This is a genomic window from Pseudocnuella soli (genome assembly GCF_004347775.1).
Taxonomy (GTDB): Bacteria; Bacteroidota; Bacteroidia; order Chitinophagales; family Chitinophagaceae; genus Flavisolibacter; species Flavisolibacter aquaticus.
The window spans coordinates 1984425-1998955 of record NZ_CP037755.1 but is presented as its reverse complement, the minus strand read 5'-3'; the positions used below and the strand labels follow the sequence as shown (position 1 = coordinate 1998955).

Sequence of the window (14531 nt, the reverse complement as noted above, 5' to 3'; positions counted from 1 at the left end):
GCCAAATTATAGGCGGGTGCCGCATTTTACCAGTTTAAATTTATTGCCCATACGTTGCTCCTATGCCTCTTACTAAGGGAACGGCAAACAGCTTATCATCGATTGGACCAGGAAAACTGGTTGGGAAATAGTTGGTTAAAAGCGGCCTGCATTGCGCGGCTGAATTGCAGCGCACCTAATTTTACCCAGTCGAAATCAAAACATATGTACAAAGCGATATTTCTTTCCTCGCTGCTGGCCGCCACATTCACGGCAGGTGCACAGCAAACAAAACCGCGGCAACCGGCTGCGGATAAAACCACTTTCAAGGTCGATTATCAAAAATTCAAATTACCCAACGGCCTCGAAGTGATCTTCCACATCGACCGGTCCGATCCCGTGGTGGCGGTGGCCCTCACAGCGCATGTGGGCTCGGCGCGGGAAAAGGCGGGCCGCACCGGCTTTGCACACCTGTTTGAGCACCTGCTGTTCCTTGAATCTGAAAACCTGGGCAAGGGCGGACTCGATGCCATGAGTGCCCGCATTGGCGGCTCCGGTGCCAACGGCTCCACCAGCCGCGACCGCACCAACTATTTTCAAACCGTGCCCAAAGATGCCCTTGAAAAAATGATCTGGGCAGAGGCCGATAAACTGGGCTGGTTCATCAACACGGTAACCGAGCCCGTGCTGGCCAAGGAAAAACAAGTGGTGAAAAACGAAAAGCGCCAGAGCTACGACAACAATCCTTACGGCCACACTTCGTATGTGATTGATAAAAACCTTTACCCCGCAGACCACCCATACAACTGGCAGGTCATCGGCTCGCTGGATGATCTGCAGAACGCAACGCTGGCCGATGTAAAAGAATTTTTCAACCGCTGGTATGTGCCCAATAATGTAACCCTCGTGGTGGCCGGCGATTTTGATGCGGCGCAGGCCAAAAAATGGGTGGAAAAATATTTTAGTGAAATTAAAAAAGGTCCGGCGGTGCAGCCGCTGGCAAAGCGGCCCGGCGTGGTACAACAAACTAAAAAGCTGTACCACGAAGACAACTTTGCACGCCTGCCCGAGCTGACCATGGCATGGCCCACGGTGCCCGAATACCATCCCGATAGTTATGCGCTGGAAATACTGTCATCCTATCTGTCCGAAGGCAAAAAAGCACCGCTGTACCAGGTGGTGGTTGAGGATAAAAAGCTGGCGCCGGGTGCAGCCATGTTTCACCGCACCAGCGAGTTGGCCGGCCAGATGCATGTAGTGGTTCGCGCATTTGCCGAAAAAGACCTGGATAGTGCTGCTGCTGCCATCAATAAAGCATTTGCCCAGTTTGAACGGAAAGGCATAACCGAAAAAGACCTCAGCCGCATTAAAGCCGGACTGGAAACACAGTTTTACAATTCGCTGTCCAGCGTGCAGGGCAAGGGTTTCCAGCTGGCGCAGTACAACATTTTTGCCGGCGATCCTTCGTTTATTGAAAAAGACATCAACAACCTGCTGGCCGTAACCGCTGCCGATGTAAGCCGTGTATACAACAAATACATCAAGGGCAAAAATTTCGTAGCCACATCTTTTGTGCCCAAGGGTAAAATTGAACTGGCACTTGCAGGCTCCACAAAAGCTGATGTAGTAGAAGAAAAAATTGTGCAGGGCGCCGAAGAAACCGTGGACCCGAATGCGGTGGCTACTTACCCCAAAACGCCATCTTCGTTCGACCGCAGTAAAGAGCCACCATATGGCCAGGCGCCAGAGGTAAAAATCCCTGCGATCTGGCAGGCGCAGTTGCCCAACGGCATGCGGGTATTGGGCATTGAAAACAACGAAGTGCCGCTGGTGCAATTTGAACTGGTTATAGACGGTGGCCTGCTGCTGGAAAATCCAGACAAAGTTGGCGTAGCCAATATGATGGCCCGTATGATGACGCAGGGCACCAAAACCAAAACGCCGCAGCAACTGGAAGAAGCGATCCAGCAATTGGGCGCAACGATCAATGTTTTTGCCAACACCGAAGACATCCGAATCCGGGTAAATACACTGGCCCGCAACTACCCTGCAACGCTGGCGTTGGTGGAGGAAATATTGCTGCAGCCGCGTTGGGATGCCACCGAGTTTGAGCTGATCAAACAAAGCACCATCAGCCAAATCAGGCAGCAGGAAGCTAACCCCAATGCCATTGCGCAAAACCAATACAATTTGCTGGTGTACGGCAAAAACAATATCCGGTCGCGCAACATACTGGGCACTGCTGCATCGGTGGGCACCATTACCCTCGACGACCTCAAAGCATTTTACTCCAAAAGCATGTCGCCGGCCAATGCCCGCATGCATGTGGTGGGTGCTTTGGGTGAAGGGGCATTGACCGCATCGCTATCCCGCCTGGCCAATGCATGGAAAGGCAGCGCAGTGGCCATTCCCGATTGGAAAACGCCGGCAGCACCGGCACAACCGGTCGTTTACTTTTACGATGTGCCCGATGCAAAGCAGTCGGTGATCCGCTTTGGCTACCCGGCACTGGCGGCAACCGACAAAGACTATTATCCCGCAACGGTGTTGAACTATATACTGGGCGGCGGCGGCTTTGCATCGCAGCTAACGCAGCAACTCCGCGAAGGCAAAGGCTATACTTACGGCATCAACTCCGGCTTCTCGGGCACCAACAGTGCAGGACCGTTTACCATTGCCAGCAGCGTACGTACCAATGTAACGCTGGAGTCGGCGCAACTGGTGAAGGAAATTTTGGAAAACTACGGTAAAAGCTATTCGGCAAAGGACCTGGAAACAACGCAAAGTTTTTTGATCAAAAGCAATGCCCGTGCATTTGAAACGGCAGGTGCCAAACTGGGCATGCTCGAAAACATCAGCAAGTATGGCTGGAAGGCTGATTATGTAAAAGACCGGGAAGCCATTGTAAAAAAGATGACCGTGGAAGAGATCAAAGCGCTGGCTGCAAAATACCTCGATCCGAATAAAATGATCTGGTTGATTGTAGGCGATGCCAAAACACAATTGCCTCGGTTAAAAGAGTTGGGCTTTGGCGAACCGTTGTTGTTAAAGCCAGTGATTTAGGAAGACAAAAGTAAAAAACTAAATGTTGGATGAATTAGCTGTTGATTGATACAGCACTTAATAAAAAATGCCCGGTGTAAACACCGGGCATTTTTTATTTGTTTAGATGTTTGGAAAGGTTTTAAATTATTAGAGCATTTTATACTAACCTTTTAGTAAAACGGCATCTTGCTTAAGAGGGTTTGTCATGCCGAACTTGTTTCGGCATCTCCTTGTGCTGTGATAAACTCTGCGAAATGTAGGAGATGCCGAAACAAGTTCGGCATGACAACTCCGAAGCTCAAAATTTTACTTAATTGTGGTTGGCGTTTAACACTAAAATAAAATAGGTATTCACAAAACGAAAGAAACTTAACACACGAAAAATTTATTTCCTTCCAATCACGTATACTGCACACACTCCTTGATCTCTTTTTCGGAATAAGCAAGGTTGTATTGCTTCAACACCTCTGCCGGAATGCCATTCCATTGGTTGGGGCGGTTGCCCATATAACCCAGGTCTTTGATGCCCATTTCCGATGTAAAAAAACCAGTAGCGGTAAGGCCCCGCATCCGGTTGAAAAACGCCACACCCTGCTTCATCTCCGGCGCTGCTTTTTCGGGGTAAGCAATGGCGTCAACCATCGCTATTTGCTCCGCCTTGGTGCAGTCTTTAAATGCCTTGCCATGGCGGTTGGCCATTTGCAGGTCCAGCCAACGCAGGCCGCCCCGCATGGGCACCTGGTGGTCGGGCATGTCTTTTACAATAAACTCGATGAACTCGGGCACCTTTGCATCGGTTGCGCTGCCCGATACATCATCTGCCGGAATGATGATATCGCTTAAAACAGCGATGGTTGCCATTTCGTGTTCGGTAAAAAATTGCTCCGACGCCAGCTTTTTTTCATGCGCTGCTTCTTCCGGTGTACGGTCGATGGTTAAGTTGCCATCGCCGTTGGCACCGGCCACTAAAGTTGCTTTTTTATCGGCAGGCTTGCAGGCATCCAACAACACTCCGCTGAATGCAGAAAGGGCTATGTATTTGAGTGATGACCGACGATCCATGTGCTTTTATTTTGATACTAAACTTGTAGTTGAAATTGAATTACTGCGCAATGCATTTACAAATTGCGCTGTTTCATCTGCCCCACTATGTACTCCGATGACCGCAACGCCAGCGCCAGAATCGTCCAGGTAATGTTTTTATCGGCCTGCGAAACAAAAGCGGCACCATCCATTACAAACAGGTTCTTGCAATCGTGTGCCTGGTTCCATTTGTTGAGTGCCGACTGCTGCGGATCGTTGCCCATGCGCACCGTTCCTGCTTCGTGAATAATGCGGCCGGGATCGGCCAGGCCATAATTATTTTCCGGGCCATCGTCACCCGATGTAATTACAGCACCCATCTGGTGTAAAATTTCGCGGAAGGTTTCCTTCATGTGCTTGGCCTGCTTTATTTCGTGCTCACTCCATTTTACATTAAAACGCAACACGGGTATGCCAAATTTGTCCACTGCATTAGGGTCTATTTCGCAATAATTGCTTTCCAGCGGAATGGCTTCGCCCCGGCCGGCAAGGCCGACGGAAGCGCCATAGAAAAAGCGAAAATCTTCTTTGAGCGAAGCACCATAACCACCGGCTTCTTTTGTTTTGCCATTCACCTGGAACTTGCCGTTGCGGGTTTCCATACCAAAGCCAAAACCATAAGAAGGCATCACCTGCCCACCCGAATATTCGATGTGGTAACCCCGCGGAAAATCGAGCTTTTTGTTGTCGAGCCACCACGGTGAATAAATATGCGCACCACCCACCCCGTCTTCGTTGTAGCGCTGGCGGCCAAACAGTTCAGGGATCACACCGCTCATGCCGGCGCCGGTGCTGTCGTGCAGGTATTTGCCCACAACGCCGCTGCTATTTGCCAATCCATTGGGATGCCTTGCCGATTTTGAATTGAGCAGCAGGCGTGCCGTTTCGCAAGTGCTTGCGGCCAACACCACGGTTCTGCCTTTTACGCGGTACTCCTGCAGGTCGTCTTTCGATACATAAGAAATGCCGGTGGCTTTGCCCTCTTTATCCGTCAGCACCTCGCGGGCCATGGCATTGGTAAACAAGTCTACGTTGCCGGTTTTCAGCGCCGGGTTTACCAACACCGATGATGAAGAAAAATCGGCGTAAGCCGTGCAGCCGCGGCCGCACTGGTGGCAGTAAAAACAGGCACCCCGTTCTTTGTTAATCGGTTTGGTTAAAATAGATAATCGGTTAGGGATGACCGGTACCCCGGCGGCAACAGCGCCTTTCTTGATCATCAGCTCGTGCAGGCGTGGCCGCGGTGGTGGTAAAAAATATCCGTCTGGATCGTTTTCCAATCCTTCGTTGGTACCAAATATGCCCAGCATCTGGTCGATGCGGTCGTAAAAAGGTTTTACATCTTCGTAGCCAATGGGCCAGTTCTCGCCAAGTCCGTCGATGCTTTTGCGTTTAAAATCTTTGGGGCCAAAGCGCAGCGAAATGCGCCCCCAATGGTTGGTGCGGCCGCCCAGCATCCGCGACCGAAACCAGTCCCACTCAGTGCCTTGTGCACGTGTGTAGGGTTCGCCGTCAAGTTCCCAGCCGCCATACGCCGCATCAAAATCGCCAAAGTGCCGGAACTTGGTATTGGCACCCCTGCGCGGCGACTCCCACGGCCATTTTAGCTGCATTACATTTTTTGCGGGATCGTACATGGGGCCGGCTTCCAGCAGGGCCACTTTAAGGCCGGCATTGGCTAGCACATAAGCGGCCATGCCGCCACCGGCACCGGATCCAACAATAATGGCATCGTATTCTTTGGGCTGTTCTTTTATTTGAAAATCTCCCATGGCAAATCGTTAGTGGCGGAAAAATCTGTTGTTGATTGTTTTGCCTCATCAATGTACCGCAATTCCGGTATTCCAGCAAAGAGCACCTTCAGGGTTTTCATCCATATCTATTTTTTTCTGCATATTTTTAAACGGTCGTTTCCAAACAATCATACAGGTATTACCTGGCCAAAAACCAACCTGCCGAAGGGCAATGCTTTACCGAACCAACTGCATACCACTGCTGCTGATCCTGGCCTTTGCTGCATTTGCCGCAAAGGCGCAACAACCGCAGGCCACCAACCAGCAGCATTTTGGCGTTGCCGAGGGTTTGCCGCAAAGTTTTGTGAGCGGCATTACGCAGGACCGCGATGGCTTTATCTGGTGCAGTACGCTGGACGGCATGAGCCGCTATGATGGACGCAGTTTTAAAAACTTCCGGCATAAAAACGGCGATACCACCAGCCTGAGCGCCAATTCTATTTTCTATTTATTGCCGCATACCAACAATGCCGTGTCGCTGATGTACGACGGTTCGATGGTGGATGCGTTTGATTTTACCACGGCAAAAGCCCGCCGGGACACCACACTTGACCGGCTGCGCAAAGTACCAACGGCGCTATGGAAAGTGCACAATTTAGATAACCTGTACAACGGCATCGACTGGGTGTTTGTGCAAGCGGCACACAAAGGCATTGGTTGGGTAAATAGGGCCACGGAAAAAGTGCGGTTTGCCAACCGGGCCAATGGTCTATTGCAGCAGGATACAGTTGCCGCTTATTTACAAACACCGGAAGGCCGCGTTTACCTGGTTTCGGAAAACGGCGTTGAGGTAAGCGATCCGCAGAAAAATCGGTTTACCTACTACGCATTCCCAACCACCATTAAAAACCTCGCTGCTTCGCCCGATCAGTCGCTGTGGCTCACTACACGATCGGTAGCACTGCTGCCGGGCAACAAGCTGGCGGTGCTGGATGGTAGCCGGATTGTAACGCTGCACCTGGCGCAAAAAAAAGCATCGATCATTTCCATTCCGACAGCCACAAAGTTGCAGCTTGCCGAGCCCGAAGCCGCGGTAAAAACAGACAGCAAAGGGCAATTGTATTTCAAGCATAACGGCCGCATTTTCCGCATGACAGCCGAGGGCAAACTGGACCTGCTGTGGGAAAACACGGTGGCGCCGCAACTGAACATTACCGCGTTTTTTATTGACCGGTCGGATGTGCTTTGGGTGAGTGTAAATGCACAAGGTCTTTTTAAAATCAACCTGGACAAGCTTCCGTTCCAGTCATTTGCTTACGAAAAAAGTTTCGTGACTGATGTGTTGGTACATGCAGGCATTTCACGGTCAGGCCTACCCGAAGCCTGGAATGATCCGTATGCTGCGTATTTTTTCAGAAACGCTCAAGGCGGCGACGGTGCACAGTACGTAACCTGCAATTACCTCAAACATCCAAAGGTGTACCGGCTGGAGGGTGGCAGGCTGGTGGCATTACCGCAGGGACCACAAGCGCCTATTTACTCGGCATTGGTGGCCGGCCCCAACGGCGGAGTAAGGGCATTTCACCAACAACAAAATGACTGGACGGTGTGGGCTACCAACAATGCGGTACCTACCCTGCTGGCCGCCAACGCCAATATTTTTAAAGATGTAGAACTGGCCGATGGCCGGTACATTGGCGGATATTATTGGCTGTCGAGCTATGCCCATGGGCTGTTTCAATTGCAGGACGGAAAAGTGGTCGGTCATTTTACTGGCAAACAGCCCAATGGCATATTGCCCAAAGAGCTGACCGAAATATGCCCCGACCCATCCGACGGCGAGATTTTCTGGATTGGCACCCGTGGCAATGGCTTGGTAAAATGGCACCTGACCAAAGGTCTGGTAAAAGTGTACACTATTGATGATGGGTTGCCCAACAATACGGTTTATTGCATGCTGCCCGACAAACGGGGCAACATTTGGTGCAGTACCAACCGCGGCATTTTCAGGTTTCAAACCGCGTTGGGAAAAATCACTTCGTTTGCAAAAGAAGACGGGCTTTCGGGAAATGAATTTAACCGGGCACATAAGTTCCTGTTCCCGGATGGCCGCATGGCATTTGGCGGGCTGGACGGCTACACCATTTTTCACCCTGATGATTTTGAAAAAACAAACCGGGCTGCCGCGGTGCCTATTCAAATAACTGCGTTGCAGGTAGATAACCAACTGCACGACATTCAAAACCGGGGCACGCTCCTGCCCGGCCCGGTGTCGACACTGGAGCGCATTTCACTGCCACACGATAAGAATTACCTGCGCATCGAGTTTGCGGCCATGGTGTATAACAAAGCGCAAAACACCGCCTACCGCTACCGCCTTTCGGGCAGCAATAAAGAATGGATTGTGAACGGCACCAACAACTCGGTGGCGTATGCAGGCCTGCAACCCGGCAACTACGCTTTTGAGGTAAATGCCACCGACGCAAACGGCATGTGGAGCCCTACAGTAAAAACGCTTGCCATCACCATACTGCCGCCCTGGTGGGCAACCTGGTGGGCTTACCTATTATACGCCCTGGTGTTTGCGGCTTTGGCGCGGGCCTATCTTTTTTTCAGGGAAAAAAGCATCCAAACCCGCCAGCAGCTGGCCTTTGAGAAAAAGGAAGCCCTGCGTCTTCGTGAACTGGAAGGAATTAAAGACCGGTTTTTCAGCAACATTACCCACGAGTTTCGTACACCGCTGACCCTGATTTTAACCCCACTGGAAAAATTAGCTGGCGACCATACATTGAGTAGTGCGGCGGCCCCGCTGGTGGCTACGGCACACAAAAGTTCGCGGCAGTTGCTGCGGCTGGTAAACGAGTTTTTGGATTTTTCCAAACTCAACAACGGGCGGCTGCCGGTGCACACTTCTACCGGCGACCTGGCGCTATTTGTGTCCGACCTGGCAGGCACATTTGCCACTACCGCCGAAGAGAAAGGCATCAGCCTTCAATTGACCAACAAAGGCGTGGAGGGCCTGTACCTGTTTGATGCGGAGAAATGGGAAAAGATCTTGTACAACCTGGTGAGTAATGCAGTAAAATTTACGCCACCTGGCGGCAACATTGATGTGGCGTTGCGGCAAGGTGCGGACGATGTGGTGGAACTGGCCGTTGCCAACACCGGGCCCGGCATTACAGCACACCACCTGCCCCATATTTTCGACCGGTTTTACCAGGCCCATGATGCACCTGCGGGCATTAGCGGCGGCACCGGTATAGGGCTGGCACTGGTAAAAGAGTTGGCGGCGTTGATGGAGGGCAACATCGAAGTGGCATCGCAGCCCGGAGTGCTCACTACTTTTACGCTACAAATGCCGCTGGCAAAAGCAGCTGCAAGTATTACAGATAAACCTGCGCTGAAATCCACCGCAACCGCACTCCAAGCCGATGATGGCCAGCTGCCCCTGATCCTGATTGCCGAAGACAACGACGAACTGCGGCATTTTTTGGTGGAAACACTGGAGCACCGGTACCGCGTGGTGCAGGCGTCCAACGGACTGCAGGCCTGGGAAATAGTAATGGCGGAACTGCCCGACCTGGTGATCAGCGATGTGATGATGCCGGGCATTGATGGGTTTGAACTGTGTGCCCGGGTAAAAGAAGATGTGCGGACGGCGCATACGCTGTTTATTTTGCTTACCTCGAAAGCGGCCCACGATGCAAAGCTGCAGGGCATCCATACCGGCGCCAACGATTACCTTACCAAGCCGTTTCAAATGGCCGAACTGGAAGGGCGCATCGCCAACCTGCTGCAGCAACAGCAAAAAACAAGGGCCCATTTAAAAGCACAACTGCTGCCGTCCAAACCCACCCAGGTGCTGCCCACAACCGAAGATGTTTTTTTAAAACAGGTGTACACAGCGATGGATGCAAAGCTCGGCGACGCAGACCTGAACATAGCCTACCTGTGCTCCGAGCTGGCCATGAGCCGCAGCACACTTAACCGAAAACTCAAAGCCCTGCTCGACACTTCGGCCAATGACCTCATTCGGCAGTACCGGCTGCAGCACAGTGCCGTTTTGCTGGGTTCGGGCATGGACATGGCCACCATTGCCTACCAGGTGGGTTTCAGCAGCCCTTCTTATTTTTCGCAGTGTTTTAAAGAGCAGTTTGGCGTTACGCCGTCGGAGTATGCGGCACGCCTGGTGCATCAGTGATACCGGTACTTTATCCACGAAACGGCCTTGTACTGTCAAACCGAAGCCCTCTTGCTAATCTCACTCCATTTTTGAAGCAAAGTTTATAGTATCTGCACCGATCCTTATAGCCTCCGGCTCCGGTAGATGATAGTTTTGATGCACTAACAAACCTCTTTAAACCAAGCTAAAAAACAACACAATGAAACGAATTGCCCTCAGTATTTCGACCTGCGCATTGCTTATGCTTTGTGCGCACACATCATTTGCGCAGCAACCTGCCGTTAAAAAAGTAAGTGCCGCTTTACCGCTTACAGCTGACGCCAGCGCCGTTGCTCCGAGCTATTTTGATGCAGCACAGACTGATGCACTTGCACAAGCGTGGCCCTGGCCGCGTAAAAGGTATCTCCTCTAATAGGTCATCCCTTTTGCCGTGCACCATTAAAGCGGTTAGTTATATTTGATATAGCTGACCGCAACAATAATTCTGGACCGGCGGCATCAATGCTTACCAACACCTTCAGCAGATGTGCAATCAGCTGAAGGTGTTGTTGTTTTATATGCGGCAATGCACATCTTGCCCACTTTATTTTGCCGCATTCCCAATCCTGCGCCTCAGTACAATGGTGGCGATTGTTGCGCTGCGTTTTCTATCAGAATGCGCTCTGTATCAACACCGCTTTACCCAAACCAAAGCCAGTACTGTGTTTGCGCACCTGTTTTGACACAAAATTGATAGCATTTGCACCGTTCCTTATAGCCTTCGTCGCTGTTGGTGGGTAGCTTTATAGCATCGTTTACACACGTTTTGCCCCAACCAAAAAACCAACACAATGAAACGCTTTACGCCAACCTTGCTGACCGCTATCGTACTGCTGCTGGCTCCTTCCGTTTTTGCCCAGGAAATTGCAGCCCATTCCATCAACGCTTCGCTGCCACTGGCCGCCGGTGTAACCTCTAATGTAAACACCTCCGCTACCACCGCATCGGCGCACCCCGATGCAAAGCTAACCGGCACCCTTGCACGGCATTTTCCCGAAGCAACCCAGCAGCAGTGGTGGCAGCACGGCGATGGCTTTTATGTGCAGTTTTTAAACAAGGGCCAGAAGGCCCGGGCCGTGCTTAATAAAAAAGCGGCATTGCAATATGCCATTACCGATTGCAGCCTAGACCAGTTGCCCCAGTTGCTCCGCAAAACAATGGCGGACGAATACGAAGGGTACACATTGAAACATGCAATAGCCATTAATGCACACAGCACGGTAGCATACCAGGCAGTGCTGGAAAACGAACAAGGCTACATTACCTTAAAAGCCACCGGCGACCAGGTTGAAGCGGTGGATAAAAAAACAAAGTAAGACCTCCAACATTACGCAAAAAGCGCCAGCTTTTCCGTCCGACAAATATTCCCCGTTCATTTGGGTCGCAACACTAATGCTTCAGCAAACCTCTACCGCGGTACAACCGGTCAGGGGTTTTGCTTTTTCCCTTTTTAAGGCTGGCAGGTTTGCATCTTGCAAATGGCTTCGCTATTGCTTTATTCAAAAACCCGCAGGTTTTTACCGGTGAGCTGCGTCTGGTATTTTTTCAGATCGGCGGTTGCCGGGCCAGACAGCTTTTTACCCGTGGCATCAAACACCGAACCGTGATCGGCCGCGGTGTTGGAACAGGGAAATGTATTGGCGGTGCCGTTGTAGGTAAGCGCCGATCCCTGGTGCGGGCAGCGGCTATCAAAGGCCAGGTACTCATTGCCCGAGCGGGCAATGATCACGTTGTTGCGAATCGTCCAGCCCTTTGCCGACAGGTCGGCATCGGCGCCAGTGTCGAAAGTAAAATCAACTTTGCCGCTTGGGTTTGGACCGGGAACGGGCTGCGGGCCATCATCGCCGCCCGATTTGCTGCATCCGCCCAAACAAAAAGACATAATAATGGAGCCTGCCCCCATACCCAGGGACAACAAGAATTCTTTGCGTTCCATAAAACGGTTTTTTGTTGGTAAAAACTTATCTAAAAGGGTACAGCAGATACTGATGCGTCATTTCGAATTGATCGCCTACTTCAATGCCTTTTTCGTAACCTGGAAGGCCCGCGAAATATTGAACCCGAATTGTATGTCGCCCTTGCCCCAACTGTTGGTGGTTTCGGTTAAAAACACCCGTTCGTTCATGCCGATGGCGTTGGTTACATGCATTTGAAAAACATGGCCGCCGGTTTCCACATCAATACCAATCGATAGCGGGTTGTGCAGGCCACGGCCGCTGTTGCGGTCGGCTATATAATAGTAATCGACATTGATAGAAGTCCGTTTGCCCAATTTGGCCCGGCCACCCACGCCGGCGGCAAACAAACCATTTTTATCCCGCTGAGTTTCCACCAGGTTGCGGTGCAAAAAAGTGGGCATCACTTGTATGGTCAGCGCTTCGCTGAACTTTCGGCCGGCCAGCACCTGTGCAAAATAGCCAACGCGGTGACCGAATTTGAATTTCGGATTAGGCGTACTCCAGGGCGCCGTAACAATGGTGCTGCCGCCCACCAACACCAGCGAAAAGGGAACGGGCCGCAAACCGGTAGCCTGTTGCAGGGCACGCCATTTTACAAAACCATCCAACTCTTTTCTATACGAGCCACGGCCAATACCTACGGTGAGGTTATTGGAAACGCCGTAATCGAAACCAAGGCGGATGGACGCATCGTCGAGCCCAAACAACTCCTTAATGCCCTGGTTGACCCTGCCAAAACGATGCAGGATCCGGAAATCCAAAACACCGGGCCGCAGCATTTCCAGGCTTTGCGACATGATAACCCTTGATGACTTATATGCATTATACACCAACTCCTGCTCCGGTTGCTGTGGCGAAATTTGTTGCAACAAATCGGTGGTGTCCTGTGCATCTACTGCCAGGGCAGGCAGCAAAAAAACGGTAGCGCAAAAGGCTTTCAGGTTCATGTCAAAAAATTTATCCTTTCAGGGGTTGCAGGTCCAGGTGAATAGTGATGGTAACGGTGTTGGAAACTTTGTCCTTTACCAGGGCCGGAATGGCGATGTTGTAATCGGAAAGCTGCAACGCAAACGTTGCCTTACCCAGTAGCCGCCCACCGCTTACTTGCAACGTGCCGGGCACTTCCAATTGGTTTGTGACGCCGTGCAATGTCAAGGCACCTTTCACCACTACATGGTACACACCTACCTTGTTGTATGCAACAGAAGCTTTATCTGTGAGGGCACCCTTGAATACGGCGCGGGGAAACTTATCGCTCTCCACGTAGTTTTCGTTGAAATGCTGTTGCATCAGGGCTTTTTCAAATGCAAAACCTTTCATTTGCACGGCAAACTGCATGTTGCCGGTAGCGGCGTCGAGCACAGCCGTCACAGTATTATTGATCGCTTCAATGTTTTCGAGGGGTGCTTTGGAATAAAAACGGACCACGCCGGTTTTGGTATAAAACCGCTCCTGCGCACCGGCAGTAATTGCGGCTATCAGTATAAGCAGGCAAAGCCAAACTTTTGAATAACGCATGTTTAATTCTCTTTAATGAGGCCACCCAAACGCAGGTGAATTGTGGTACCCAGGCTGCTCAACAAATCATCCCCATCGCCGACGGTGCCGGCCTCGTATCCGGTGTATAGCGCCTGGAAAACCGCCTGCTTGCCAACGGTAATTTTTTGTACATCCTGTTGGTGCCGCTGGTCGAGCCCGATCACGATTTCGGAACCGTCCGAACCTCCGTTTAGTATTACCGAACCTGATTGATTTACCTGTGTAGCGGTGCCGGTTACCCGAATAATTTTACCATTGTAATGCTTGTTGGATGCAGCGCCATTTGCTTCAAAATCCTTAGTCATTTCGGCCGCATGAATAGTAATATCGGGACGGGCTTGCACCACATCAGGCACCTTTTGGCTGAAGATCCTGTAGGCCCAAAGCGCCGCGACGATCAACATCAATGCAAGGCCATATCCCATGTATTTTTTCATAAACAAAACCGTACATTTTAATGATCCGGGGCGCCGGCAATGACCCATGCTTTAATGATGTTGATATCGCATTCAGTCATCTTGGGTGCGCCATGTGGCATGGGCGCAAATCCAGGCACATGGCTTACTGCACCCAACAGGCGGCCATTATCCACCAATTTTTTTACCGCGGCATATCCTTCGAGGCTGATGCCGCCTTCAGGTGCCGTACCCACATGGCAGCCATAGCATCCATACGAGGTTAAAATCGAGGTAACTTCAGGAGCATAATGCACATGACTGGTATCGGCAGTGCAGGGAACCAACTCTTCTTCTTTATCGTGGTAGCAGCCAACAAACAGGGCCATGTACAACAACAATATTTTGCTGATGATCCGCATGGTTTTGGGGGATTGATTAGTGTGGGATGTTTGCCTGTACATACGGCTGCCTTTTTGCAAGGGTTGCCTGCGCAAAAAAATATTTCGTTGCCAAAAAATATATTTTGATTTAGCACCAATACAAGGCAACCCTTTTTGCGCAACTGCGTATTTTG

Annotated in this window: 11 protein-coding genes; 4 read left to right on the top strand and 7 right to left on the bottom strand. The window is 51.0% G+C overall.

Annotated elements, in window-relative coordinates; translation table 11 throughout:
* The first annotated feature begins 204 nt into the window (after positions 1-204).
* The gene (locus EPD17_RS08360) at positions 205-3042 is read left to right on the top strand and encodes a M16 family metallopeptidase (RefSeq protein WP_132053369.1); all 2838 of its coding nucleotides are present in this window, start codon (positions 205-207) and stop codon (positions 3040-3042) included.
* Positions 3043-3423: 381 nt separating this feature from the next.
* On the opposite strand, the gene EPD17_RS08355 is transcribed toward EPD17_RS08360, so the two are convergent.
* Together EPD17_RS08355 and EPD17_RS08350 are read right to left on the bottom strand one after the other, a co-directional pair.
* Positions 3424-4086 (bottom strand): gluconate 2-dehydrogenase subunit 3 family protein, encoded by a 663-nt coding sequence (locus EPD17_RS08355; RefSeq protein WP_132053367.1) that lies wholly within the window; start codon positions 4084-4086, stop codon positions 3424-3426.
* Positions 4087-4142: 56 nt separating this feature from the next.
* A complete protein-coding gene (locus EPD17_RS08350) occupies positions 4143-5879 on the bottom strand; it encodes a GMC family oxidoreductase (RefSeq protein WP_132053365.1) in 1737 nt (578 codons plus the stop codon).
* A gap of 193 nt (positions 5880-6072) precedes the next feature.
* Here EPD17_RS08350 and EPD17_RS08345 point away from each other — a divergent pair, with 193 nt between their 5' ends.
* The 3 genes from EPD17_RS08345 to EPD17_RS08335 all read left to right on the top strand — a co-directional run bounded on the left by EPD17_RS08345 (position 6073) and on the right by EPD17_RS08335 (position 11378).
* Positions 6073-10041 (top strand): hybrid sensor histidine kinase/response regulator transcription factor, encoded by a 3969-nt coding sequence (locus EPD17_RS08345; protein WP_132053363.1) that lies wholly within the window; start codon positions 6073-6075, stop codon positions 10039-10041.
* A gap of 181 nt (positions 10042-10222) precedes the next feature.
* Positions 10223-10435 carry a hypothetical protein gene (locus tag EPD17_RS08340; protein ID WP_132053361.1) on the top strand — a complete coding sequence of 71 codons (213 nt, stop codon included), beginning with the start codon at positions 10223-10225 and terminating at the stop codon, positions 10433-10435.
* Positions 10436-10853: 418 nt separating this feature from the next.
* Positions 10854-11378, top strand: coding sequence for a hypothetical protein (locus tag EPD17_RS08335; RefSeq protein ID WP_132053359.1), 525 nt, complete (start codon positions 10854-10856; stop codon positions 11376-11378).
* A gap of 179 nt (positions 11379-11557) precedes the next feature.
* Here EPD17_RS08335 and EPD17_RS08330 read toward each other — a convergent pair whose 3' ends face one another.
* The 5 genes from EPD17_RS08330 to EPD17_RS08310 all read right to left on the bottom strand — a co-directional run bounded on the left by EPD17_RS08330 (position 11558) and on the right by EPD17_RS08310 (position 14376).
* Entirely contained in the window at positions 11558-11998 is a 441-nt protein-coding gene (locus EPD17_RS08330; RefSeq protein WP_132053357.1) for a QcrA and Rieske domain-containing protein, read from the bottom strand.
* 75 nt (positions 11999-12073) lie between these two features.
* Positions 12074-12967 carry a DUF5777 family beta-barrel protein gene (locus tag EPD17_RS08325; RefSeq protein ID WP_132053355.1) on the bottom strand — a complete coding sequence of 298 codons (894 nt, stop codon included), beginning with the start codon at positions 12965-12967 and terminating at the stop codon, positions 12074-12076.
* 10 nt (positions 12968-12977) lie between these two features.
* Positions 12978-13538: a YceI family protein gene (locus tag EPD17_RS08320; protein WP_132053353.1), complete on the bottom strand. Its 561-nt coding sequence runs from the start codon at positions 13536-13538 to the stop codon at positions 12978-12980.
* Positions 13539-13540: 2 nt separating this feature from the next.
* Complete coding sequence (locus tag EPD17_RS08315) at positions 13541-13996, bottom strand: OB-fold protein (RefSeq protein WP_165929565.1); 456 nt, start codon at positions 13994-13996, stop codon at positions 13541-13543.
* Positions 13997-14013: 17 nt separating this feature from the next.
* A complete protein-coding gene (locus EPD17_RS08310; RefSeq protein ID WP_132053349.1) occupies positions 14014-14376 on the bottom strand; it encodes a hypothetical protein in 363 nt (120 codons plus the stop codon).
* Positions 14377-14531: the final 155 nt, after the last annotated feature.